22 protein-coding genes are annotated in these 21,948 nt (G+C 60.3%); 16 read left to right on the top strand and 6 right to left on the bottom strand.

Annotated elements, in window-relative coordinates; all coding sequences use genetic code 11:
- Nucleotides 1-62: 62 nt before the first annotated feature.
- Both ACR0AO_RS09385 and ACR0AO_RS09380 read right to left on the bottom strand, forming a co-directional pair.
- Complete coding sequence (locus tag ACR0AO_RS09385) at nucleotides 63-851, bottom strand: exodeoxyribonuclease III (RefSeq protein ID WP_480602813.1); 789 nt, start codon at nucleotides 849-851, stop codon at nucleotides 63-65.
- Between the two features lie 208 nt (nucleotides 852-1,059).
- On the bottom strand, nucleotides 1,060-1,746 hold the full coding sequence (locus ACR0AO_RS09380; RefSeq protein ID WP_480602811.1) for a response regulator transcription factor: 687 nt from the start codon (nucleotides 1,744-1,746) through the stop codon (nucleotides 1,060-1,062).
- Nucleotides 1,747-1,906: 160 nt separating this feature from the next.
- Between ACR0AO_RS09380 and ribA the strand changes: the two genes are divergently transcribed.
- Both ribA and ACR0AO_RS09370 read left to right on the top strand, forming a co-directional pair.
- Nucleotides 1,907-3,001 carry a GTP cyclohydrolase II gene (gene ribA, locus ACR0AO_RS09375; RefSeq protein ID WP_480602810.1) on the top strand — a complete coding sequence of 365 codons (1,095 nt, stop codon included), beginning with the start codon at nucleotides 1,907-1,909 and terminating at the stop codon, nucleotides 2,999-3,001.
- Nucleotides 2,998-3,498: a L,D-transpeptidase family protein gene (locus tag ACR0AO_RS09370; RefSeq protein WP_480602808.1), complete on the top strand. Its 501-nt coding sequence runs from the start codon at nucleotides 2,998-3,000 to the stop codon at nucleotides 3,496-3,498. Before ribA ends, ACR0AO_RS09370 begins: the two co-directional genes overlap by 4 nt.
- Here the strand turns inward: ACR0AO_RS09370 and ACR0AO_RS09365 are convergent.
- Nucleotides 3,482-4,141 (bottom strand): YggS family pyridoxal phosphate-dependent enzyme, encoded by a 660-nt coding sequence (locus tag ACR0AO_RS09365; protein ID WP_480603162.1) that lies wholly within the window; start codon nucleotides 4,139-4,141, stop codon nucleotides 3,482-3,484. The genes ACR0AO_RS09370 and ACR0AO_RS09365 overlap by 17 nt on opposite strands.
- Before the next feature lie 109 nt (nucleotides 4,142-4,250).
- Entirely contained in the window at nucleotides 4,251-5,282 is a 1,032-nt protein-coding gene (locus ACR0AO_RS09360; RefSeq protein ID WP_480602806.1) for a porin, read from the bottom strand.
- 296 nt (nucleotides 5,283-5,578) lie between these two features.
- Between ACR0AO_RS09360 and ACR0AO_RS09355 the strand changes: the two genes are divergently transcribed.
- The 5 genes from ACR0AO_RS09355 (at nucleotide 5,579) to ACR0AO_RS09335 (ending at nucleotide 10,855) form a co-directional block, all read left to right on the top strand.
- Entirely contained in the window at nucleotides 5,579-6,064 is a 486-nt protein-coding gene (locus ACR0AO_RS09355) for a DUF3576 domain-containing protein (protein WP_480602804.1), read from the top strand.
- A 72-nt stretch (nucleotides 6,065-6,136) separates the two neighbouring features.
- On the top strand, nucleotides 6,137-8,674 hold the full coding sequence (leuS, locus tag ACR0AO_RS09350; RefSeq protein WP_480602803.1) for a leucine--tRNA ligase: 2,538 nt from the start codon (nucleotides 6,137-6,139) through the stop codon (nucleotides 8,672-8,674).
- Nucleotides 8,661-9,152 carry an LPS assembly lipoprotein LptE gene (gene lptE / locus ACR0AO_RS09345; RefSeq protein ID WP_480602802.1) on the top strand — a complete coding sequence of 164 codons (492 nt, stop codon included), beginning with the start codon at nucleotides 8,661-8,663 and terminating at the stop codon, nucleotides 9,150-9,152. The genes leuS and lptE overlap by 14 nt, the downstream gene beginning before the upstream one ends.
- On the top strand, nucleotides 9,149-10,177 hold the full coding sequence (gene holA, locus ACR0AO_RS09340) for a DNA polymerase III subunit delta (protein WP_480602800.1): 1,029 nt from the start codon (nucleotides 9,149-9,151) through the stop codon (nucleotides 10,175-10,177). Before lptE ends, holA begins: the two co-directional genes overlap by 4 nt.
- 81 nt (nucleotides 10,178-10,258) lie before the next feature.
- Nucleotides 10,259-10,855 carry a glutathione S-transferase family protein gene (locus tag ACR0AO_RS09335; protein ID WP_480602798.1) on the top strand — a complete coding sequence of 199 codons (597 nt, stop codon included), beginning with the start codon at nucleotides 10,259-10,261 and terminating at the stop codon, nucleotides 10,853-10,855.
- On the opposite strand, the gene ACR0AO_RS09330 is transcribed toward ACR0AO_RS09335, so the two are convergent.
- Nucleotides 10,822-12,039: a TIGR03862 family flavoprotein gene (locus ACR0AO_RS09330; protein WP_480602796.1), complete on the bottom strand. Its 1,218-nt coding sequence runs from the start codon at nucleotides 12,037-12,039 to the stop codon at nucleotides 10,822-10,824. The two genes, ACR0AO_RS09335 and ACR0AO_RS09330, sit on opposite strands and share 34 nt — an antisense overlap.
- 284 nt (nucleotides 12,040-12,323) lie before the next feature.
- On the opposite strand from ACR0AO_RS09330, the gene ttcA reads away from it, so the two are divergent.
- The 9 genes from ttcA (at nucleotide 12,324) to ACR0AO_RS09285 (ending at nucleotide 21,085) form a co-directional block, all read left to right on the top strand.
- A complete protein-coding gene (gene ttcA / locus ACR0AO_RS09325) occupies nucleotides 12,324-13,193 on the top strand; it encodes a tRNA 2-thiocytidine(32) synthetase TtcA (RefSeq protein WP_480602795.1) in 870 nt (289 codons plus the stop codon).
- Between the two features lie 71 nt (nucleotides 13,194-13,264).
- Nucleotides 13,265-14,806, top strand: coding sequence for a putative bifunctional diguanylate cyclase/phosphodiesterase (locus ACR0AO_RS09320; protein ID WP_480602794.1), 1,542 nt, complete (start codon nucleotides 13,265-13,267; stop codon nucleotides 14,804-14,806).
- A gap of 126 nt (nucleotides 14,807-14,932) precedes the next feature.
- Entirely contained in the window at nucleotides 14,933-16,759 is a 1,827-nt protein-coding gene (yidC, locus tag ACR0AO_RS09315) for a membrane protein insertase YidC (RefSeq protein WP_480602793.1), read from the top strand.
- The gene (locus ACR0AO_RS09310) at nucleotides 16,756-17,493 is read left to right on the top strand and encodes an MOSC domain-containing protein (protein WP_480602792.1); all 738 of its coding nucleotides are present in this window, start codon (nucleotides 16,756-16,758) and stop codon (nucleotides 17,491-17,493) included. Before yidC ends, ACR0AO_RS09310 begins: the two co-directional genes overlap by 4 nt.
- Entirely contained in the window at nucleotides 17,490-18,143 is a 654-nt protein-coding gene (gene yihA / locus ACR0AO_RS09305) for a ribosome biogenesis GTP-binding protein YihA/YsxC (RefSeq protein ID WP_480602790.1), read from the top strand. Before ACR0AO_RS09310 ends, yihA begins: the two co-directional genes overlap by 4 nt.
- An 82-nt stretch (nucleotides 18,144-18,225) precedes the next feature.
- The gene (gene argB / locus ACR0AO_RS09300; RefSeq protein WP_480602788.1) at nucleotides 18,226-19,089 is read left to right on the top strand and encodes an acetylglutamate kinase; all 864 of its coding nucleotides are present in this window, start codon (nucleotides 18,226-18,228) and stop codon (nucleotides 19,087-19,089) included.
- 57 nt (nucleotides 19,090-19,146) lie between these two features.
- Nucleotides 19,147-19,941 carry a sterol desaturase family protein gene (locus ACR0AO_RS09295; RefSeq protein ID WP_480602786.1) on the top strand — a complete coding sequence of 265 codons (795 nt, stop codon included), beginning with the start codon at nucleotides 19,147-19,149 and terminating at the stop codon, nucleotides 19,939-19,941.
- Nucleotides 19,878-20,591 carry a ferredoxin gene (locus ACR0AO_RS09290; protein ID WP_480602784.1) on the top strand — a complete coding sequence of 238 codons (714 nt, stop codon included), beginning with the start codon at nucleotides 19,878-19,880 and terminating at the stop codon, nucleotides 20,589-20,591. The genes ACR0AO_RS09295 and ACR0AO_RS09290 overlap by 64 nt, the downstream gene beginning before the upstream one ends.
- On the top strand, nucleotides 20,588-21,085 hold the full coding sequence (locus tag ACR0AO_RS09285) for a SixA phosphatase family protein (RefSeq protein ID WP_480602782.1): 498 nt from the start codon (nucleotides 20,588-20,590) through the stop codon (nucleotides 21,083-21,085). The genes ACR0AO_RS09290 and ACR0AO_RS09285 overlap by 4 nt, the downstream gene beginning before the upstream one ends.
- 68 nt (nucleotides 21,086-21,153) lie before the next feature.
- Here the strand turns inward: ACR0AO_RS09285 and ACR0AO_RS09280 are convergent, their stop codons facing one another.
- Nucleotides 21,154-21,945 (bottom strand): amino acid ABC transporter ATP-binding protein, encoded by a 792-nt coding sequence (locus ACR0AO_RS09280; RefSeq protein ID WP_480602780.1) that lies wholly within the window; start codon nucleotides 21,943-21,945, stop codon nucleotides 21,154-21,156.
- Nucleotides 21,946-21,948: the final 3 nt, after the last annotated feature.

Here is a 21,948-nt window from a genome sequence, read left to right as displayed (position 1 = left end):
TGGCTCTTATATGCCGCCGCGCAATACGGAAACCAAGAGCAGAGTCGCATTCTCTGCATCATTCACAAATCAAATGTTGCGAATACCGGGGCATGATCGCTGGGTTTTTCCCATCCGCGCGCGTCGCGCAGGATGCGGCTGGAATGGCCCGCGTTCGAAATGTCCGGCGTCGCCCATACGTGATCGAGCCGGCGCCCTTTATCCGCCGCATTCCAATCTCGCGCGCGATAGGACCACCAGCTGTAAAGCTGCCCTTCGGGGATATCCTGCCGCGTGATGTCGACCCAATTGCCCGCATCCTGTGTCTCGGCCAGGTGCTCGACCTCGATCGGCGTGTGCGAGACGATCTTGAGAAGCTGCTTGTGTGACCAGACATCGTCTGCGCGCGGGGCAATGTTCAGGTCACCCACGAGGATGGATTTTTCCGGCCGGTCCGTGCGGAACCAGTCGCGCATGCCGGTCAGATAGTCGAGCTTTTGCCCAAATTTCTCATTGACTTCGCGGTCCGGCACATCGCCGCCCGCAGGAACATAAAAGTTTTGGATCGTCACGCCGTTTTCCAACCGTCCGGCGATATGGCGGGCATGGCCGAGTTCCGCAAAATCCTTGTCGCCCACATCTTCGATCGGCAGGCGCGACAGGATCGCGACGCCGTTATACCCCTTTTGCCCACGCGCAATCATGTGATTGTAACCCAGTGCGGCGAACCCCTCCGAGGGTATCTTTTCCACAGGTGATTTGCACTCTTGCAGGCACAGAACATCCGGGGATTCCTCCTGCAGCAACTTCAAAACGATAGGTTCGCGCAAACGCACCGAGTTAATGTTCCATGTGGCAAGTGTGAAGGGCATCGGCCGGCTCTCCTGAATTAGCGTTCGCGCAACTTATCGCGCCGACCACCGGCGTGCCACCGGAAACGGCGTGACCAAAAAAAACCCCGGCACTAGGCCGGGGCAGTCCAACAGGGAGGTGCATGTCATGACCCGGACATGCGCGGGTTAGGAAGACATTAAAGTTACAACCAAGGTATCACTTTGATCGAAGTCAATCCACACCCAGTTACGAAACAAGTCTATATCCACCGGATTCTGTGACCAAAAGGCGAGCATTTGAGGGGTCCGGCTCGATTTTTTGCCGCAAACGATAGATATGTGTCTCCAGCGTATGGGTCGTTACGCCCGCATTATATCCCCAGACTTCGTGCAAAAGAACGTCACGCGGCACAACCCCATCGGTTGAGCGGTACAGGAACTTGAGGATATTGGTTTCCTTCTCGGTCAGGCGAATCTTTCGCTCATCCTCGGTCAGCAGCATTTTCATCGCAGGTTTGAACGTATACGGCCCAAGCGCGAAAACCGCATCTTCGGACTGTTCGTGCTGCCGCAGCTGCGCGCGGATCCGGGCCAGAAGAACAGGGAATTTGAAAGGTTTGGGGACATAGTCGTTGGCACCGGCATCCAGGCCCAAAATCGTGTCGGCGTCACTGTCATGGCCGGTCAGCATGAGAATCGGGCTTTTGACGCCTTGCTTGCGCATCAGCCGGCACAACTCGCGCCCGTCGGTGTCGGGCAGGCCCACATCCAGAATAACCAGATCATAAATCGCCTCTTTGGCGCGTTCCAGCGCACTTTGACCGTCCGACGCTTCGAACACATCAAAGTCCTCGGTCATCACAAGCTGTTCACTGAGCGCTTCGCGCAAATCCTCGTCGTCATCAACCAGCAGGATTTTCTTGAGTTGAGCCATTTACCGGTCCTCCTTACCTTTTTCATCACTTGATGGTGCAACACGCAATCGGCAAGAATTACTGCAACTCTCTCACGCCCTCGTGTCTCGTTTTCGGTAATTGTTTCACTTTTGCCGCGTGAAAGAATAGATGAAACGCAGAACGTTACAGGATGATGCAATGAGTCTCTTTCCGGACATCACCGAGCTTTTGGCGCGGGCGCGGGCCGATCTGCGTATGGGCGTGCCGGTCGTGCTGACCGACGGCACCGGATTTTGCGTGCTGGCGCTGGCGGCCGAGGCCCTTGGCGCACAACGATTGGCAGATCTCCGTGCATTGGGCGGATCGCCGGTGGTTGCCATCACAGGACGACGCGCGGAAACGCTCAAGGCGCGCGCTTATGACGGGGACCTCGCGCGCGTGGTTCTTCCGGCTGATGCGGATCGGGCATGGGTGCAGGCCATCGCCGATCCGTCGGACGACCTGAACGCGCCGATGAAGGGGCCGCTTATCAGCGAACGGCAGGGCAATGCCAACCTTCACCGTATCGCCATCGCTCTGGCCAAATCCGCGCGTCTGCTGCCCGCGGCGGTCGTCATGCCGATCGCCGACGGGGCGGCCTTTGCGGCCTCGAATGGTCTGACCTGCATTGATCACGCGCGCGCCGCACCCCATCTGGCGGATCGAAGCCCCCTGCGCGAGGTGGTAGCGGCGCGGCTGCCGATGGAAGTGTCCGAAGCGGGCCGGTTGCATGTTTTTCGCCCGGATGACGGTGGCGAAGAACACTATGCCATCGAAATCGGCCGTCCGGACAGGGAAACGCCCGTACTCGCGCGGCTGCACTCGGCCTGTTTCACCGGTGATCTCATGGGCAGTCTGAAATGCGACTGCGGGCCGCAACTGCGGGGCGCTCTGGCCCAGATGGGCGCCGAAGGTGCGGGCGTTCTGCTCTATCTCAACCAGGAAGGGCGCGGAATTGGTCTGGCCAACAAGATGCGCGCCTATTTCCTGCAGGATCAGGGATTCGACACGGTCGAGGCCAATCACCGGCTTGGCTTTGAGGATGACGAGAGGGACTTTCGGCTTGGGTCGGATATCCTGAAGTCGATGGGGTTCAAATCGGTTCGACTGCTGACCAACAACCCTGCCAAGATCGCGATGATGGAGCGCACGGGAATCGCCGTCACCGAACGCGTCCCGCTCAAAGTTGGCGAAACCGCGCATAACCGCGGGTATCTGGCGACCAAGGCAGCCAAGTCGGGCCATCTTTTGTGACCCCGTTCGATCTGGTTCTCAGCCCGAAAGGCGTTCGGTTTCGGGGGCGGCACTTTCCCTGTTCGATCGGGAAAGGTGGCCTGAGCGACGACAAGCGCGAGGGCGACAGAGCAACGCCGACCGGCATCCACCGGATCGTCGGAGTGCTTTATCGACCGGACCGGATCAACCGCCCTGTCCCCTGGGCCCGGCCTATAGGCCCGCGTGATTTATGGTCGGATGACGTCCGGGATGCGTCCTATAACCATCTGGTCCAGAGCCCCTGCGAGTCCAGCCACGAACGCCTGCGCCGTGCCGACCCCCTCTATGATCTTGTTCTGATTACCGATTGGAACTGGCCGGACGCCGTGCCGGGACGCGGGTCGGCCATATTTGTGCATCAGTGGCGGCGTCCGGGATACCCGACCGAAGGATGCGTGGCATTTCGCCGCGAACATCTGCGCTGGATCGCCGAACGCGTGGTGCCGGGAACCCGTCTGATCATCCCCCGAGTTTGACGCGCTCGCCAAAAATCGCGGACCCGACGCGGACATGCGTGGCGCCCAGCGCGATGGCGGTTTCGAAATCGTCGCTCATACCCATCGAAAGTCCAACCAGACCGTTGCGTTCGGCGATCTTGGCCAGCAATGCGAAATGCAGCGACGGCTCCTCCTCGATGGGCGGAATGCACATGAGGCCACGAATGGGCAGGTCCAGCGCACGGCATTCCGCAACAAACGCGTCGGCCTCGGCAGGCATGACACCGGCCTTTTGCTCTTCCTCACCTGTATTCACCTGAATGAACAACTCCGGGCATTTGCCGATTTCCTGCGCCAGACGCGCGACGGTTTTTGCCAGTTTCGGGCGATCGACCGAGTGGATGGCATGGCAAAGCTCCATTGCCTGTCGGGCCTTGTTGGTTTGCAAGGGGCCGATCAGGTGCAGATCTATTCCGTCGTATCTTTCCATGAAAGCCGGCCATTTTCCCGCGGCTTCCTGCACACGGTTTTCGCCGAAACACCTGTGACCCTGCTTCAAAACCTCCTCGACACGCTCGTTCGGTTGAACCTTGGAAACCGCAATCAGTTTGACGGAACCGGCAGGGCGGTCTGCGTCGGCTTCAGCCTTTGCGATACGGTCGGTGATGTCGTGCAAGGGCATGGTCATCCTCGTTCTGCTCTTTGGCGGCAGAAAAACACCATGTGGGCTCAAAAGAAAAGGGCAGGTCCGAAGACCTGCCCAAATTCAGTACCGTCAGACGGTGTACAGCTTAGAAGCTGAAGTACACACCGGCCTGAACCTGGTTGCTGTCAGCAATAGCCGAGTCAACGTAACCGGCAACAAAGGTCACGCCGCCACCCAGATCGTACTGGTAGTTCACGCCCCAGCTGGTGCCGTCGTCGGCGAGGATTGCGGAACCACCCGAGTCCAGGTTGTTCGAGTCAGCATTCTGAATCCAGACCAGCAGGTTGCTGGCGGAACCGATGTCCATGTTACCCGAAATGGTGACTGCGTCGGCTGCTTCGGTCTGGCCGTATGCGATCTGAGCGCCGAACTGGCCCCAGTCACCACCGGCCGCGATCAGCCACAGACCGTCGTTCAGCTCTTCGCCGGTGTCGGCAACCGGGCCGTCCGACGACGACTGGTATGCGCCAGTGACGAAGTAGTCGTCAAAGGAGTAGGTCAGCATGACAGCGGTACGCTGCTCGCCGTCTGCGCTGCCAGCGGTGCTGCCACCGTTCAGCTGCGAATACGACACTTGACCGGTGAAGCCACCGACGGTGTACAGTGCTTCAACACCGTTGGTGCCGGAACCGGCCGACGAGAACGAGTCCCAACCTGCGGCGATGATCGGCAGGCTGAAGAAGCCCATGCCGTCAATACCGGTGCCAACCGAGATGGTGGGCAGGTACAGGCCGGGTGCGTTGTCGATCGCGCCCCAGATGTTGCCGACGTTCACACGCAGACCTTCGTAAGCAACGAAGAACATCGGAGCGTTCCAGTTGGCGGTACGAGTTGCCTCAAAAGGAGGAGTGGCAGTAGAGGAAGTGGTACCGCCGTCACGGTTTTCGGCCTGCGCACGCAGACGGGCACCAAATGCCACACCGCCATCGGTTTCGGCCGACATGTCGAACTGCAGACGCAGACGGCTGGTGATGTTGGTTTCCGATACGCCGACAACGTCTCCGTTGGCGTCGTTATAGTCCAGACCAAAACGGCCATAGCCGCTGATGCGAACTTCTGCGGCGGCCATGCTTGCGGTGGCGATCAGCGCAGTCGTTGCGAAGAGAACTTTTTTCATCGTGTTTCCCTCGGTTTTCAATCATTCGCCCAAACCGGAGAATCCGGCGTGGGTATGGACAGGGGTTTCGCTCTTTCCCCCCTGTTTTGGCAAGTCTTGTGACTGGCGCCGGGGTCAAAGTCGTCAAGGATGGTGCAGCTTTGCCACAGTCTGAATCGTCTCCGCTTCCGGCAATCTGTGAATCCGGCTGATGCCCAACTGTTTACCAACCATGGCGGAAACGCACTTGCCCGCACTTTTGGACAAGAATAGAGTGGCCGCGGTTTTGGAACTCGGGACTGGAGACACCCTTGCAGATGCGCCTCAAATTCATTTTGCCCATCACGCTTGCCATGGGTGTCGCTGCTTGCGGCTCGAACCCGTCAGCCACATCGGCGCCAGTTCCGGAAGATGCAGTAAACTTTAACGATGACATCTTGGCGGCGAAGTCCGAAAGCAGGTCATCGTTCTGGGATCTCTTTGGCTCCGACGAATCCGAGCGCGCAGGCAACGTCAACAAATACCTGTGGGCGGCCTCGTTCGACGTGCTGAATTTCCTTCCGGTTCAATCTGTTGATCCGTTCACAGGCGTGATCGTCACCGGATATGGCAGGCCACCCGGCGGCGGTCGTTCCTATCGCGCCACGGTGCATATCAAGGATCCGGCGCTTGATGCGCGGTCCTTGTCGGTGTCGCTGCAAACCAACGGCGGCGGGGCTGTCAGCCCCGCAACCTCGCGCGCGGTCGAAGATGCGATCCTGTCGCGCGCGCGCCAGCTACGCATTGCCGACGACAAACTCTAGAATTCGGCACAAAATCGCTCTATCACCGCGCCGGGTTCCTACCCGGCGTTTTCATTCACGAAGGACCGCACGATGTCGCGCTACTCCGCCACCGAAATCGAAGCAAAATGGCAAGAAGCCTGGGACAAGGCCGGGATTTTTACCGCCAGCCACAAGACGGATAAGCCGAAATACTATGTGCTTGAGATGTTCCCCTACCCTTCGGGCCGCATCCATATGGGGCATGTGCGCAACTATACGATGGGTGACGTGATCGCGCGGCACAAGCTGGCGACCGGCCACAACGTGCTGCACCCGATGGGCTGGGACGCATTCGGAATGCCCGCGGAAAACGCTGCAATGGCTATTGGGGGGCACCCTAAAGATTGGACCTATGGCAATATCGCCGACATGCGCGGACAGATGAAGCCGCTGGGCCTGTCGATCGACTGGTCGCGTGAATTTGCCACCTGTGACCCGGAATATTACGGCCAGCAACAGGCGCTGTTCCTGGATATGCTTGAGGCCGGCCTGGTCTATCGCAAGAACGCCGTGGTCAACTGGGACCCGGTCGACATGACCGTGCTGGCCAACGAACAGGTGGAAAACGGCCGCGGCTGGCGCTCGGGCGCCTTGGTGGAACGGCGTGAGCTGACACAGTGGTTCTTCAAGATCTCGGACTATTCCGAGGAATTGCTGAATGCGCTGGACACTCTGGACAACTGGCCCGCAAAGGTCCGCCTGATGCAGGAAAACTGGATCGGCAAGTCGCGCGGTTTGCAATTCGGCTTTGAACGTACCGATGGCGGAGAGCCGATCACCGTCTATACGACTCGCCCCGACACGCTGTTGGGAGCCTCCTTCGTGGGCATCTCACCCGACCATCCGATTGCAAAGCAATTGGAAGCCGAGAACCCAGAAGTCGCTGAATTCGTGGCGGAATGCCGCAAGGGCGGCACCACCGAAGAGGCCATCGAAACCGCCGAGAAGCTGGGCTATGACACCGGCATCCGCGTCAAACACCCGCTTGACCCGAGCTGGGAACTGCCGGTCTGGATCGCCAACTTCATCCTGATGGACTATGGCACCGGCGCGATATTTGCCTGCCCGGCCCATGACCAGCGCGACCTCGATTTCTGCCGTAAATACGGCCTGCCCGTGGTCGATACCTTCTTTGCGCTGGATGACGACACGCCGGTCGACAAGATCGCTTTTGTCCCGCCCAAGACCGAGAAAGTCCGCTGGGTGAACCATTTCGCGGGCCTGACCGAGGCCACCGGTGACGAGGCGATCAACGCCACTGTCGATTTCGCCGAAAAGGCCGGCTGGGGCGAAGGCGTCACCAAATACCGCCTGCGCGACTGGGGCCTCAGCCGCCAGCGCTACTGGGGTTGCCCGATTCCCGTTGTTCACTGTGACAGCTGCGGTGTGGTGCCCGAGAAGAAAGAGAACCTGCCGGTTCGCCTGCCCGACGACGTCACCTTTGACAAGCCGGGCAACCCGCTGGACCGCCACCCAAGCTGGCGCGATTGTACCTGTCCGAAATGCGGAGCCCCAGCCAAGCGCGAGACCGACACAATGGACACCTTCGTCGATTCGTCGTGGTACTTCGCCCGCTTTACCGCGCCGCGCGCGGAAACGCCCACCGATCTGGCCGAGGCCGAATACTGGATGAATGTCGATCAGTATATCGGTGGTATCGAACACGCGATTCTGCACCTGCTCTATTCGCGCTTCTTTGCCCGGGCGATGCAGATCACTGGCCACCTGCCCCAAAAAGCCATCGAGCCCTTCGATGCGTTGTTCACCCAAGGCATGGTGACGCATGAAATCTACCAGACCCGCGACGCCAAGGGTCGCCCTGTCTATCACCTGCCCGAGGATGTAACTGACGGCAAACTGGCCGACGGTACCCAGGTCGAGATCATCCCCTCGGCCAAGATGTCGAAATCCAAGAAAAACGTGGTCGACCCGGTCAGCATCATCTCGGCCTTTGGCGCGGATACCGCGCGTTGGTTCGTGCTGTCCGATTCGCCGCCCGAACGCGACGTGGAATGGACCGCTGCGGGTGCAGAAGCAGCCTATAAACACCTGAACCGTGTCTGGAACCTCTGCGACAAGATCGGCGCCATGGACCCAGATGCCAAAGGCGAAGGGGATGAGGACCTGCTGCGTGAGATGCACAAAACCATCCGCGACGTGTCGCTGGGTGTCGAAAGCTTCGGCTTCAATGCGGCCATCGCCAAGCTTTATGCCTTCACCAATACGCTTGCAAAATCCAAGGCAGGGGCTGCGGCCCAGAAGCAGGCAATCAAAACACTGGCACAGCTTATGTCGCCGATGACACCGCATCTGGCCGAAGATATCTGGGCGCATCAGGGCGGAGAAGGTCTGGTGGCGGTCGCCCCATGGCCTGTCGCAGACGAGACGATGCTGATCGACGACACGGTCACCCTGCCGATCCAGATCAACGGCAAGCGGCGCGCGGAAATCAGCGTGGCCAAGGATCTGGACAAGACGCAGGTTGAAAAAATCGCGCTCAGCACCGAAGCTGTGCAAAAGGCGCTGGATGGGAACGCGCCGAAAAAGGTGATCGTTGTACCGGGCCGGATCGTGAATGTCGTCGTTTGACCGCAGAACCCTACTGATGCTGCCGCTGGCGCTGGCCGCCTGCGGGTTCCAACCCGTCTACGCACCGGGCGGGACCGGATCGGAACTTTATGGAAAGGTCGAGGTTTCGGCCCCCGACTCTGTCGATACCTATCTTCTGGTGGAAGACCTTGAGCAACGGCTGGGGCGCAGCGCCGTCTCGGGCAGCGAATACAAGCTCAAGGTCGACATCTCGACCTTCAGCCAGGGTGAGGCCATTACCTCGACCAACGAAACAACCAGATACACGATCGTTGGCAAGGTGAACTATGCTCTGACCCGGTCGGAAACCGGAACGGTCGTTGCATCAGGCGATGTCGAAAACTTTGTCGGCTATTCCGCAACCGGCTCGACCGTCGCGACATTGGCTTCGGAACGCGATGCGCGCAAGCGACTCATGACGATATTGGCCGACCAGCTGACGACACAGCTTTACGCCACCGTAGACGTTACGGCATGAAGCTCAGTTCCCGCGAGGCCGAAGGATATTTCTCCAGACCGGACTCCGGCAAGGCGGGGCTTCTGATCTATGGCGCCGACGCGATGCGGGTGGCGCTCAAGCGGCAGCAGGTGATTGCCGCTCTGCTGGGGCCAAATGCCGAAGAAGAAATGCGCCTGACCCGGATACCGGGCAGCGATCTGCGCAGCGATCCCGCGCAGTTGCTGGACGCCGTCAAGGCCGTCGGGTTCTTTCCCGGACCGCGCGCCGCTTTCGTCGAGGATGCATCCGATGCTGCTGCCCAGTCGATTCTGGCAGCATTGGAAGACTGGTCACAGGGCGATGCCCAGATCATCGTGACTGCGGGGCAGTTGAAGGCCAGTTCCAAGATTCGAAAAGCGTTCGAGGCGCACCCCAATGCCTATGCGGTGGGAATCTATGACGATCCGCCCTCCCGATCCGAGATCGAGCGGCTGCTGGCGCAGGCCGGGGTGGCCAATATTCCCCGCGATTCGATGGCCGTTCTGACGGATCTTGCCGCGGAACTGGGTCCCGGAGATTTCTCGCAGACCGTCGAAAAGCTGGCGCTCTACAAGCGCGGTGACACCTCGGAACTCGTCCTCGCGGATATCGCGGCCTGCGCCCCGCAATCCACCGAAGCCGCGCTGGACGATGTCCTGAACGTGGTCGCCGAAGGCCGAGCGGGTGAAATCGGCCCGCTGATCCGCCGGTTGCAGGCACAGGGAACCAACGCGGTCGGTCTTTGCATCGGGGCGACCCGGCACTTCCGGACGCTCTATACCTGCGCCGCCGATCCCGGTGGTGCTGCTCAGGGGATCGGCAAGCTGCGGCCGCCGGTCTATGGCAAACGCCGCGACAGGATCCTGCGACAGGCCCAGAGCTGGGGCGCGCGCAAACTGGAAACCGCGCTGACGGTTCTGACCGACACGGATCTTGCCCTGCGCTCGGCCGGTCAGACGGCGCCGGCCATGGCTCTGGTCGAAAGGGCGATGATCCGGCTGGCGATGCTGGCGCGCTCACGCTGAGGTGATCTGACGGAGCGTCCCACTTGACGCGCGCGCTGCCGCCCTCAGATTGATGCGTGAACCGATCGGGGGACTATCATCATGTACAAGATTTATGGTCGCATCAAAACCCGCGCCTCACGCGTATTGTGGCTGCTCGAAGAGCTGGAACAGGAGTATGAACTCATCGATGCCGGCCCCCACGACCCACAGGTCCGGGCACTGAATCCGTCCGGCAAGGTTCCGGTGCTGGTCGACGGCGAGACGGTCATCACCGACAGTTCCGCGATCATGACCTATCTGGCCGACAAACATGGGCATTTCACCCATCCGGCAGGGTCCAGGGAACGCGCCGAACAGGATTCGCTGTTTCACGCTCTGCTCGACGAATTCGACGCGGTCCTGTGGATGGCCGCCCGACACAAGTTCGTTCTTCCCGAAGACAAGCGGGTTGCTCAGGCCATCGAGACCGCGAAATGGGAATTTGACCGAAACTGCACGCGGATGGGCAAGCGTTTCAAGGGGCCGTTCCTGCAGGGTGCACAGATGACGATCGCCGACATTCTGTGCGTGCATTGCCTGAGCTGGGCGCAAAACGCGGACTTTCCGGTGAATTCCGATACCCTCGCGGCCTATGCCAGCGAAATGCGCAGGCGTCCTGCCTTTCAGCGAATGGGAGCCTTGGCGCAACCGGCCTGATCTGCCCCGGTCCGTTGCAGCCACGAAACGGCGGACCGACCGGCCCACCGCCCTGTGGCAAAGCAACCTGTCAGCAGGTAACCACCGGTGGGCGCTTCCCAATCAAGCATCTCCCCGGCACAGAAAACGCCGGGCACTTCCCGGAGCATCAAGCCATCGTCGAACGCGGCCCGGCTGACACCGCCCGCTGTAGAGATCGCCTCGTCAAGCGGGCGCAGACCTGCGTGGCGAATGGGCAAAGATTTGACAAGCCGCGCCAAATCCTGCCCGACGGGCAGCGGTCTTCCGAACTCCATAAGCAAGGCGGTTCGCACCGGCCCCAGGTTCAATGTCTTACGCAGGTGGTTTGAAAGGCTGTTTTTGCCCCGCGGCTTGTCCAGACGCCGTACCAGATCTTCAAGCGACAGCCCGGGCAGCAAATCCATATACAAGGGCGCCCCCTCACGAACCGCCTTGCAAACAGCGTATATGCCGCCACCTTCCAATCCACGCGCAGATATCACCGCTTCGCCACGTGTTCGCGCCTCGCCCGCTGACAAGGCGACACCCTTGACCGGTTCGCCGAACAAAGTCCGCATATGCCCGGACCACTCAACCAGCAGACCGGCATTTGCCGGGGCGAATTCGGTAAGCTGCACACCCCGCCCGGCCAACAATGGCGCCCATGCCCCGTCTGATCCCAGGCGCGACCAACTGGCCCCGCCCAGCGCAAGCACCGTGACATCGGCAGCAACAAGTTCCCGGCCATCGGGCGTGTCCAGAGCCAATGCCCCATCGTCCCATCCGGCCCAGCGGCAGCGCGTTCGAATCCGGACACCCAGCCCGTCCAGATGCGCCAGCCAGGCCCGCAGCAAAGGTGACGCTTTCATCGCGACCGGAAACACCTGCCCGGTTGAACCGGTGAAGATTTCCTGTCTCAGCCCCCGCGCCCAATCCTGAACCGCCCGGGCCTCCATGTCCGAGATGATCGGGCGCAACCAGTCGGCGGCATCGCCATAAGCGCCCATGAACTCTTCGAACGCTTCATCCTTGGTCAGGTTCAGGCCCGATTTGCCCGCCATAAGAAACTTGCGCGCTACGGATGGCCTGGCTTCGGCCACCAGAACGGAATGGCCTGCCCCGGCCAACTCCCCGGCCGCCATCAGGCCCGCCGGCCCGGCACCTATCACAACGGCCTGCGCCATCCGCTTTCCTTTTCTTGGCCATTGGCACCTTGGGATGGTCTTGCCCACGCACTTGGCTCGATTTTCCGGCATACCGCTCTATCCGAACCGGGCTCAGAGGTCGGGTCACGCTTGCCATCTACCGGGTTATAGAACCCGGGGATGCATCTGGCGATTGCGTTTTCGACTGATCTGCACGAATGGCGGCCCGAAGTTTCACAACCCATTGCCCAGGCTTCCAAACGGGAAACCGGCGGCGATTGCCCGCCCTTGCCCGGTTCCTGCAAACCCTGTAGAGCCAGCCCATGTTTGACGAACCCGAAGATATCCACCCGCTGTTTGCCGGCGCGCCTTCGACCACCGAGTTCAAGAAGCTGCGCAAACGAATCGTACGGCAGACGCGCGAGGCGATTGAACAATACGGCATGGTGGAACGCGGCTCCAAATGGCTGGTTTGCCTGTCCGGCGGCAAGGACAGCTATACCCTGTTGGCGGTTCTGCACGAGTTGCAGTGGCGCGGCCTGCTGCCGGTCGAGCTGCTGGCCTGCAATCTGGATCAGGGTCAGCCGGGTTTTCCCGCAACCGTCCTGCCCGAATTCCTGGAACGCATGGGCGTGCCCCACCGGATCGAATATCAGGACACCTATTCGGTAGTGGTCGATAAGGTGCCGCAGGGGCGGACCTATTGCGCGCTGTGCTCGCGGCTGCGGCGCGGCAACCTGTATCGGGTCGCCCGGGAAGAGGGGTGTTCCGCCGTGGTACTGGGGCACCATCGCGACGACATTCTGGAAACCTTCTTCATGAACCTGTTTCACGGCGGGCGTCTGGCCACAATGCCGCCCAAGCTGGTCAATGAAGAGGGCGATCTGTTCGTCTATCGCCCACTTGCGCATGTGGCCGAGGCCGATTGCGAGAAATTCGCGGCCCAGATGAACTATCCCATCATCCCATGCGATCTGTGCGGCAGCCAGGACGGGTTGCAGCGCCAACAGGTCAAACAGATTCTGGATCAGTGGGAAAAGAACGCACCGGGCCGCCGCCAGGTGATGTTCCGGGCCCTCACCAATATCCGTCCCTCACACATGCTGGATCCGAAACTGTTCGATTTTCAGGGGCTTGTGGCGCAGGTTGGCAAAATATCCGAGAATTCCGACGAAATTCCACTGTTGCGTTAACGTCTCACTTAGAGAGGTTTCCTAGGCTCGGTCAGAGCGTACGTTGCTCGATCACGAGGCCAGGGGAAGCAATGCGGAAACACTCACAGTTCAACCGGATTTTTGAACAGATTTTCCCGGTTCTGACCGGGCCCGCGATTCTCGCCTTTCTTCCCGCACTCACTCTCGGTGCATTCTGGCTGGGTGGCGAGGGTGCCTTGCTTCTGACATCACTGGGATTGCCGCTGATGTTCGCATTTGCCGGTGCCCTGGGACGCTGGCCCGCTGATCCAGGCTTTGCGCGCGACAGCGTGACTGGCCTGATGCAGCGGGACGAGTTTCAAACCAAGGCAACGGAACTGCACGGCAACCTGCAGGTCAGTGGGCGGCAATCGGCCTGTTTCATCGTGGTTCTCGACGATCTCGACCGAATCGAACAGCGACACGGTGCCTTGGCCGTCGACACAATCGTTCAGCGCAGTGGCGAGCGCATTTTGGCGGCGTTGCGCAGTCAGGATATCGTCGCCCGCATCGGAAACGCCAAATTCGCGGTATGTGGCTCGCCTGTCGGCCGTCTGGATCTGGAACATTGCATCCAGATGGCGGGACGTATCCAAAGCCAAGTCGAAGATCCGGTATCACTGGATGGGACAACCGTCTATGTCTCGTGCTCTGTCGGGTTCTGTCTGGACCGGCGTGCGCCCGGTCAGGGCGCGCAGGACTGGATCGGCGCCGCAGTGGCCGCCTCAAACGAAGCCAGACGAAACGGCCCCTCCTCGATCCGCGCCTATTCCACAGACACACATAAGAAAATGAGTGCCCGGGCTGATCTGCGGCGCGAAATCCAGCACGCTCTGGGAAGCGGTCAGATCGTTCCCTGGTTTCAGCCTCAGATCTCGACGGACACCGGAAAGCTGACCGGGTTCGAGGCACTGGCCAGGTGGGAGCATCCCACTCGTGGCATCCTTGGCCCCGGCTATTTTCTGACCGCCGCCGAAGAGGCGGGGCTGATGGAACGGTTGGGGGAAAACATCCTGCGCGGCGCCCTTGCGGCATTGACCGCCTGGGATAATGCCGGAGCCGAAGTGCCGCGCGTCGCGGTCAATTTCTCGTCGGACGAATTGCACGATCCCGGTCTGGTCGACAGAATCCGCTGGGATCTGGATCAGTTCGATCTCACTCCTGGTCGGCTCACCGTGGAAGTGCTGGAAACGGTGATCTGCAATACGCCGGGTGACATCGTGGCCCGTAACATCGCGGAGCTGAACAATCTGGGGTGCTGGATCGACCTGGATGATTTCGGCACGGGTCATGCCTCCATCGCATCGTTGAAACGTTTCAAAATCTCGCGGATCAAGCTGGACCGTTCCTTTGTCACCCGGGTTGATCGCGACCCTGCTCAGCGGCAGCTTTTGACGGCGGTCCTGTCCCTTGCCGAACGGCTGAACCTGGAAACCCTTGGCGAAGGCGTGGAAACCGCCGGTGAACATTCGGTTCTCGCGCAACTGGGCTGCGGTCATGTGCAAGGGTTCGAAATCGGCCGGCCGATGCCGTTTGCGCAGACGCTGGATTGGCTGTCCGCCCACAACGCCAAATTGCGCGACACACCGAATATCGGGCGCGAAACGGGGTGAGACATACACTTCCCGGGCGTCTCCTGACCGAATACCGGCAAATTTCGGGGCGAATCTGCTTGACCTTTTGGGCTGCACTCTGTTGAACCCACCGGTGTCAATCAAAGCACAAGGTGGCTGTCCCAGATGGACGATCAGAACAAGAACCTCATCCTCGCAACCGTGCTGAGCTTTCTCGTAATCCTTGTTTGGTTCGTGCTGTTCCCCCCACCGGAACCCGACGCCCCAACCGATGAGGCAGCGATCAGCGCAACTGAAAGCGATGGTGTTCAAACCCCAAGTGCCGTGACAGAGGGTTCGGCCCCCGCGACCAGCGTCGCAGCCGAGGCAGAGCCCGAAGCAGAAACCCCGCGCGTCAAGATTGACACGCCGCGCCTGACTGGCAGCCTGTCACTGTCCGGAGGCCGGATCGACGAACTGTCGCTGAAGGACTATCGGGTATCTCTGGCCGCAGATTCACCGATTGTCGAACTGCTGTCCCCCGTCGGGACGCAATCGGCCTATTATGCACTCTACGGCTGGGCACCGGGCGCAGGCGTCACCGGCACCGATGTCCCCGGGCCCAACACCCTGTGGAGCCTGGAGAAGGGCGAGACACTCAGCGCCGACAGCCCGGTGACACTGGTCTGGGATAACGGCAAGGGCCTGACCTTCCGCCGGACGATCTCGGTTGACAGGAATTATATGTTCACCGTTACCCAGTCGGTTGAAAACGCCTCGCAGGCCCAGGTGGGCATGGCGCCCTATGGCATTCTGGCCCGCCACGGTACCGGCGAAGACGCGGACCTCCCGGGCCTGAAGAACTTCTTCATCCTGCATGAGGGCGTCATCGGGATGACCGACGGAACTCTTTCGGAAATCAAGTACAAAAAAGTGCGCGATTTCGATGTCGACCCGAACGAACGCGTGCAGGCCGAGGTTTTTCAGGTCGAGAAAAGCGGCTGGATCGGCTTTACCGACCACTATTGGATGACAACGCTGATTCCCGATGAAGGCACGGCGTTCAAATCCGCGGCCAAGTATGACGACCGTCGCAAAATTTACCAGACCGAGACGGTCATGCCGACCCTGACCGTCGCCCCTGGAACTTCGGCAGAGGTTACCACGCGGTTGTTCGCCGGCGCGAAAGAGTGGGAAACCATTCGCGAATATCAGGCCGACGGCGTTCAGAAATTCATCGACAGCATCGACTGGGGCTGGTTCTTTTTCCTGACCAAACCGATCTTCTGGCTGTTGCACAACATCAACCAGCTTATCGGCAATATGGGCTGGTCGATCATCGGCCTGACGCTGATCATCAAGGCGATCGTGTTCCCGCTGGCACTGAAATCATATGTGTCGATGGCCAAGATGAAAGAACTGCAGCCACAGATGGAGGCGCTGAAGGAAGCCGCAGGCGACGACCGCCAGAAGATGCAGCAGGGGATGATGGAACTCTACAAGAAGGAAAAGGTGAACCCTGCCGCGGGCTGTCTGCCAATTCTGCTTCAGATTCCGATCTTCTTCTCGCTCTACAAGGTGATCTTTGTCACCATCGAACTGCGCCAGGCGCCCTGGTTCGGCCCGTTCCGGGATCTGAGCGCGCCCGATCCGACCTCGATCATGAACTTCTTCGGCTGGCTGCCCTGGGCCGGGCCCGAGCCGGGCTCGTTGATGGCCACTGTTCTGATCGGCATTCTGCCACTGCTTCTGGGCATTTCGATGTGGCTGCAGCAGAAACTGAATCCGGCGCCCACCGATCCGACGCAGGCGATGATATTTGCCTGGATGCCATGGGTGTTCATGTTCATGCTGGGTAGTTTCGCCAGTGGGTTGGTGGTGTACTGGATCGCGAACAACACGATCACGTTCACGCAGCAATACATCATCATGCGCAGCCACGGCTATACGCCCGACGTGTTTGGCAACATCAAGTCCAGCTTCAAGAAAACACCGAAGACGGGCGGAAAATGAACGGAGCAGTCACCAGCCTCTGGCGGCACCCGATCAAAAGCCATGGCCGCGAAGCCCTGGAAGACGTGACCTTGACCCCCGGGCAGACCATGCCCGGGGATCGCGTTTGGGCGGTTGCCCACGAGATGTCCACAGCGGACGGGACCGAATGGGTGCCTTGCGTGAATTTCAGCCGGGTGTCCAAGATTCCCGCCCTGATGGCCACAACCGCCCGGTTGGATGGCGACCGGGTCACCGTGAGCCACCCAAAGCGACCGGACTTGACTTTTGCGCCCGACACCGAGGCGAGTATGTTTCTGGATTGGGTCCGGCCGCTGATGCCGGAGAACCGGGGCGCGTCCAACCGTATCATCCGCGTGCCGGGTCGTGGCATGACAGACAGTGATTTTCCGTCGGTCACGCTGTGCAACATGGCCTCCCACAGGGCGGTCGAGCAAAAGATGGGACGGGAATTGTCGATTCTGCGCTGGCGCGGTAACGTCTGGTTCGACGGGCTGGCCCCGTGGGAAGAGTTCGATTGGATGAACCGGGACGTCCGGATCGGAGATGCGGTCTTCCGTGTTCGCGAACGAACCGAGCGGTGCTCGGCCACAATGGCAAATCCGGATACGGGCGATCGTGATGCCGACACACTGGCGACACTTGCAACCTGGGGGCACCGTGATTTCAGCGTCCGGGCCGAAGTGATTCAAGGCGGAACTCTCCGCATTGGCGACAAGGTGGAAGTGCTGTGACAAGCCTGCCGTTCCCGCTTGCCGAAGACCCCGATGCGCTGGCTCAGGAAGCCGGGCGCAAACTTTTTGCAGGACAGTCGGAATTCCTCAAGGGCGTGGTAGCCATGTCCGGCCTGCCCGATCCCGACCGGCTGGAGGTCTGTTTCGCGGGCCGATCGAACGTGGGCAAATCCAGCCTGATCAACGCGCTGACGGGCACCAAGGGGTTGGCTCGGGCCTCGAATACGCCGGGACGTACACAGGAAATCAACTTTTTCACCCAAGGCCCCGATCTGTATCTGGTCGACCTGCCGGGCTATGGCTATGCCAATGCGCCGCTCAAAGTGGTGGAAAAATGGCAAAGACTGCTGAAACAATATCTCAGCGGGCGGCAGACCCTGCGCCGGGCTTTTGTCCTGATCGACGCACGTCATGGGGTGAAACCGGTCGATGACGAAATCATGAAGCTGCTCGACACAAGTGCTGTGGCGTTTCAGTGCGTGCTGACCAAGGCCGACAAGGTCAAGGCCAATGACCGGGCAAAAATCCTGGCCCAGGTTCGCATCGCATTGGCCAAACATCCGGCGGCCTTTCCCGAGATCGTTCTGACGTCGTCGGAAAAAGGCGACGGGATTGCGACGCTACGCTCAATCATCGCGCATCTGGAATAGGGGGCATGGTCTTTTGGGGATCACAAGGCCTTGGCAGCCCGTCATAAAGGCCCTAACACGGTTCGCCAAAGGGACCTATGCCATGAAGACACGAGACATGAACCGGGACTGGATCGCCACCGCCGCCACACTGAACAGCGCCCTGCCCTATCTGCAGCGTTACGACGGCGCCATTGTGGTCATCAAATTGGGCGGCCACGCCATGGGCAGCGACGAGGCGATGGAAAGTTTCGCCCGCGATGTGGTGCTGATGCGTCAGGTCGGGGTGAACCCGGTGATCGTGCATGGCGGCGGGCCGATGATCAACGCAATGCTAAGCAAGCTGGATATTCAGTCCGAGTTCGTGAACGGCAAACGCGTCACCGATCAGGCCACTGTCGAGGTGGTGGAAATGGTGCTGTCGGGTGTGGTCAACAAACGCATCGTGCAGGCTATCAATGGGCAGGGCGGCATGGCGGTGGGCCTGTCGGGCAAGGACGCCAATCTGATGATCTGCGATCAAACGGATTCGTCGCTGGGCTTTGTCGGCACACCGTCCGAGATGAACCCCAAACTGCTGCACGATCTGTTCGCCCATGATGTGATCCCGGTGATCGCACCGCTTGGGGCGGGCCGCGATGGCGAGACATTCAACGTCAATGGCGACACTGCCGCGGGCGCGGTCGCCTCGGCACTGAAGGCTGACCGCCTGCTGCTGCTGACCGATGTCTCGGGCGTCAAGAACGCCGCTGGCGAGGTGGTGACCGAGCTCAAGGCCGGACAGATCCGCGAAATGACCCGCGAAGGCACCATCGCGGGCGGCATGATTCCCAAAACCGAGACCGCGCTCGAGGCGCTGCACAGCGGCGTGCGCGCGGTGGTCATTCTGGACGGGCGCGCGCCCAACGCGGTATTGCTTGAGCTGTTTACCGAACACGGAGCAGGATCACTGATCCGCCCTGATTGACGGTTTCGTGACGGGTTCACGCTTGCACTTGGCATTCACATGCCTAACTGTGAATGTATGGAAAATGAAGCCGCTATCCGGCTGGGAATATTCCTGAGCCTTTTTGCCCTGTTCGCCGTGGCCGAGGCGCTGGCACCGCGCCGCATGCGCAATTTGGCGCGGGGGCGCCGGTGGTTGACCAATCTGTCGATCACCCTGTTGAACACAGTATTGCTGCGCGTCATGGCTATCGGATTGCCGCTGCTGGCAGTTGGCGCGGCGATGGATGCGGGGCGCAATGGCTGGGGCCTGTTCAATCACCTGGGCTGGCCCGGATGGATCGAAGTCGCACTTTCAGTTCTGATCCTGGATTTCGCAATCTGGGCGCAGCACCTGATCACTCACAAGGTTCCGATCCTGTGGCGGCTGCACCGGGTGCATCACGCCGACCGCGACATGGATGTGACCACCGCCATCCGCTTTCACCCGATCGAGATCGCGCTGTCCATGCTGCTGAAGATCGGCCTGATCTATCTGCTGGGGCCCAGTGCTCTGGCAGTGCTGATTTTCGAGATCCTGCTGAACGGCACTGCACTGTTCAATCACGCCAACCTGAAACTTCCGCTTGCCGTGGACGCGGTTCTGCGTAGGGTTCTGGTAACGCCTGACATGCATCGCGTTCACCATTCGGTGCTGCGGGCCGAACATGACAGCAACTATGGGTTCGCCTTATCGATATGGGATCGGATGATGGGAACATATGTGGCGCAACCGGGACAGGGGCACGACGGGATGACCATCGGCCTGAAATGGCAGGACAGCCGCCCGGCGCGGCTGGGCTGGAGCTTGTGGCTGCCGTTCCGGGGCAAGTGAGCTATCCCGCGATCGAGACTGCCGCCAATGCGGCGGGGCTGGTTGTGATGGGGGCGCTGCATCCGCGTCAAGGCGGGGCCAAGGGGCTGGATACGGGCACCCTGATCCTGCTGGGGGCGGGGCCATCTTTCTGGGACATTTTGCAAGCTTCACCAGAAGGACAGGACGGCCGCGCCGACCCGATAGACCGCTGGTCCGCCCGCGTCATTGACGGCATGGCTGACAGCTGGGGGGCCGAGGCACGATTTCCTTTTGGCGGGCCGCCCTATGAACCCTTCATTGACTGGGCGTTGAAATCTGGACGCGCCTTTCAAAGCCCGGTGGGCGCGCTGGTGCATGACACAGTGGGTATGATGATATCCTATCGAGGGGCGCTCTGGTTTCGTCAGGAACTGGATATTCCACCGGCACAATCGCCCTCACCCTGCGTCGCCTGCGATGCCCCCTGCGCCACATCCTGCCCGGTCGGGGCGCTGAATTCGCAGACATTCTACAACCTGGAGACCTGTCATCAGTATCTCGATACCGAAGAGGGCCAGACTTGCATGACCGCCGGCTGCGCCGCCCGGCTAGCCTGCCCGCTCAGCCCGGGCGCGGCGCGAGAACCGGCGCAGAACGCACATCACATGCAGCATTTTCACCCCCGATGACCCGTACCTTGATCCTGACCCGCCATGCCAAATCCAGTTGGGACAATCCGTTTCAGGATGATCACGCACGGCCCCTGAACAAACGAGGCCGGAAATCGGCCAAGGCGGTCGGGGCGTGGCTGGCTGAGCGGGGGTGGCGCCCCGATGAGGTTCTCAGCTCGTCCGCACAGCGCACGCAAGAGACGTGGGAACGGATGGACCTGTCCTCCGGGTCAGTCACTTTCACGCGCGAGCTCTTTCATGCCTCCCCGTCCGGGATGTACCATGCCCTGACCGAGGCGCGGGGCGAGACGGTGCTGATGCTGGGCCACAATCCCGGCATTGCCGGTTTCGCCAGTGATCTGGTCAGGGCGGATCCCCCGCATCCTCGGTTCTTCGACTATCCGACCTGCGCAACGGCGGTGATCCGGTTTCCGATCGACGACTGGCGCGAACTCGACCGGCACAGCGGCGAAGTTCTGGATTTTGTCATTCCGCGAGAGTTGCTGGAATAAGAAAAGGGCGGAGAATACTCCGCCCTGCCCGTTGGTCGATAAGGGACCGGGTGTTCCCCGGCCCTGCTTCAGTGCCCCAAAATCTGGCTGAGGAACAGCTTGGTGCGTTCCGATTTCGGATTGTTGAAGAACTCTTCGGGTTCGTTCTGCTCCACGATCTGGCCGGCATCCATAAAGATCACGCGGTTCGCCACCTGACGGGCAAAACCCATTTCGTGCGTCACACACAGCATGGTCATGCCTTCCTCAGCCAGCTCGATCATGGTGTCCAGAACCTCTTTGATCATCTCGGGGTCCAGCGCCGAGGTCGGTTCGTCAAACAGCATGATCCGCGGCATCATGCAGAGCGAGCGGGCAATCGCCACACGCTGCTGTTGACCACCCGAAAGCTGGCCGGGATATTTATCCGCTTGTTCGGGGATTTTCACCTTTTCCAGGAAATGCATCGCGCGCTCTTCGGCCTCTTTCTTGGGCGTCTTGCGCACCCAGATCGGGGCCAGCGTGCAGTTTTCCAGAATGGTCAGATGCGGGAACAGGTTGAAGTGCTGGAACACCATTCCAACCTCGGACCGGATCTTGTCGATGTTTTTCAGGTCATTCGACAACTCGGTCCCGTCCACCACGATCTTGCCCTGCTGGTGTTCCTCCAGCGCGTTCAGGCAGCGGATCAGAGTGGACTTGCCCGACCCCGATGGCCCCGCGATCACGATCCGCTCGCCCTGATTGACGGTCAGATTGATATCGCGCAGCACATGGAAGGACCCGTACCATTTGTTCATGTTGGTGATTTCGATGGCGACCTCGTCGCTCACCTGCATCTTGGAACGGTCGATTTCGCGCTCTACGGCAAGTTGTGACATTGG

The organism is Ruegeria sp. AF8, assembly GCF_056541825.1.
The sequence above is the reverse complement of the archived record's forward strand: the minus strand, read 5'-3'. Positions and strand labels throughout refer to the sequence as shown.

Coding starts and splice junctions, on each gene's coding strand:
- lptE (WP_480602802.1), top strand. CDS start 8,661: ATGTCGTCGTTTGACCGCAGAACCCTACTGATGCTGCCGCTGGCGCTG.
- ACR0AO_RS09385 (WP_480602813.1), bottom strand. CDS start 851: ATGCCCTTCACACTTGCCACATGGAACATTAACTCGGTGCGTTTGCGC.
- yidC (WP_480602793.1), top strand. CDS start 14,933: ATGGACGATCAGAACAAGAACCTCATCCTCGCAACCGTGCTGAGCTTT.
- ACR0AO_RS09285 (WP_480602782.1), top strand. CDS start 20,588: ATGACCCGTACCTTGATCCTGACCCGCCATGCCAAATCCAGTTGGGAC.
- ACR0AO_RS09310 (WP_480602792.1), top strand. CDS start 16,756: ATGAACGGAGCAGTCACCAGCCTCTGGCGGCACCCGATCAAAAGCCAT.
- ACR0AO_RS09355 (WP_480602804.1), top strand. CDS start 5,579: ATGCGCCTCAAATTCATTTTGCCCATCACGCTTGCCATGGGTGTCGCT.
- argB (WP_480602788.1), top strand. CDS start 18,226: ATGAAGACACGAGACATGAACCGGGACTGGATCGCCACCGCCGCCACA.
- ACR0AO_RS09380 (WP_480602811.1), bottom strand. CDS start 1,746: ATGGCTCAACTCAAGAAAATCCTGCTGGTTGATGACGACGAGGATTTG.
- ACR0AO_RS09295 (WP_480602786.1), top strand. CDS start 19,147: ATGGAAAATGAAGCCGCTATCCGGCTGGGAATATTCCTGAGCCTTTTT.
- ACR0AO_RS09320 (WP_480602794.1), top strand. CDS start 13,265: ATGCGGAAACACTCACAGTTCAACCGGATTTTTGAACAGATTTTCCCG.
- ttcA (WP_480602795.1), top strand. CDS start 12,324: ATGTTTGACGAACCCGAAGATATCCACCCGCTGTTTGCCGGCGCGCCT.
- ACR0AO_RS09335 (WP_480602798.1), top strand. CDS start 10,259: ATGTACAAGATTTATGGTCGCATCAAAACCCGCGCCTCACGCGTATTG.
- ACR0AO_RS09360 (WP_480602806.1), bottom strand. CDS start 5,282: ATGAAAAAAGTTCTCTTCGCAACGACTGCGCTGATCGCCACCGCAAGC.
- leuS (WP_480602803.1), top strand. CDS start 6,137: ATGTCGCGCTACTCCGCCACCGAAATCGAAGCAAAATGGCAAGAAGCC.
- ACR0AO_RS09280 (WP_480602780.1), bottom strand. CDS start 21,945: ATGTCACAACTTGCCGTAGAGCGCGAAATCGACCGTTCCAAGATGCAG.
- ACR0AO_RS09365 (WP_480603162.1), bottom strand. CDS start 4,141: ATGCCCTTGCACGACATCACCGACCGTATCGCAAAGGCTGAAGCCGAC.
- holA (WP_480602800.1), top strand. CDS start 9,149: ATGAAGCTCAGTTCCCGCGAGGCCGAAGGATATTTCTCCAGACCGGAC.
- ACR0AO_RS09330 (WP_480602796.1), bottom strand. CDS start 12,039: ATGGCGCAGGCCGTTGTGATAGGTGCCGGGCCGGCGGGCCTGATGGCG.
- ACR0AO_RS09290 (WP_480602784.1), top strand. CDS start 19,878: ATGGCAGGACAGCCGCCCGGCGCGGCTGGGCTGGAGCTTGTGGCTGCC.
- ribA (WP_480602810.1), top strand. CDS start 1,907: ATGAGTCTCTTTCCGGACATCACCGAGCTTTTGGCGCGGGCGCGGGCC.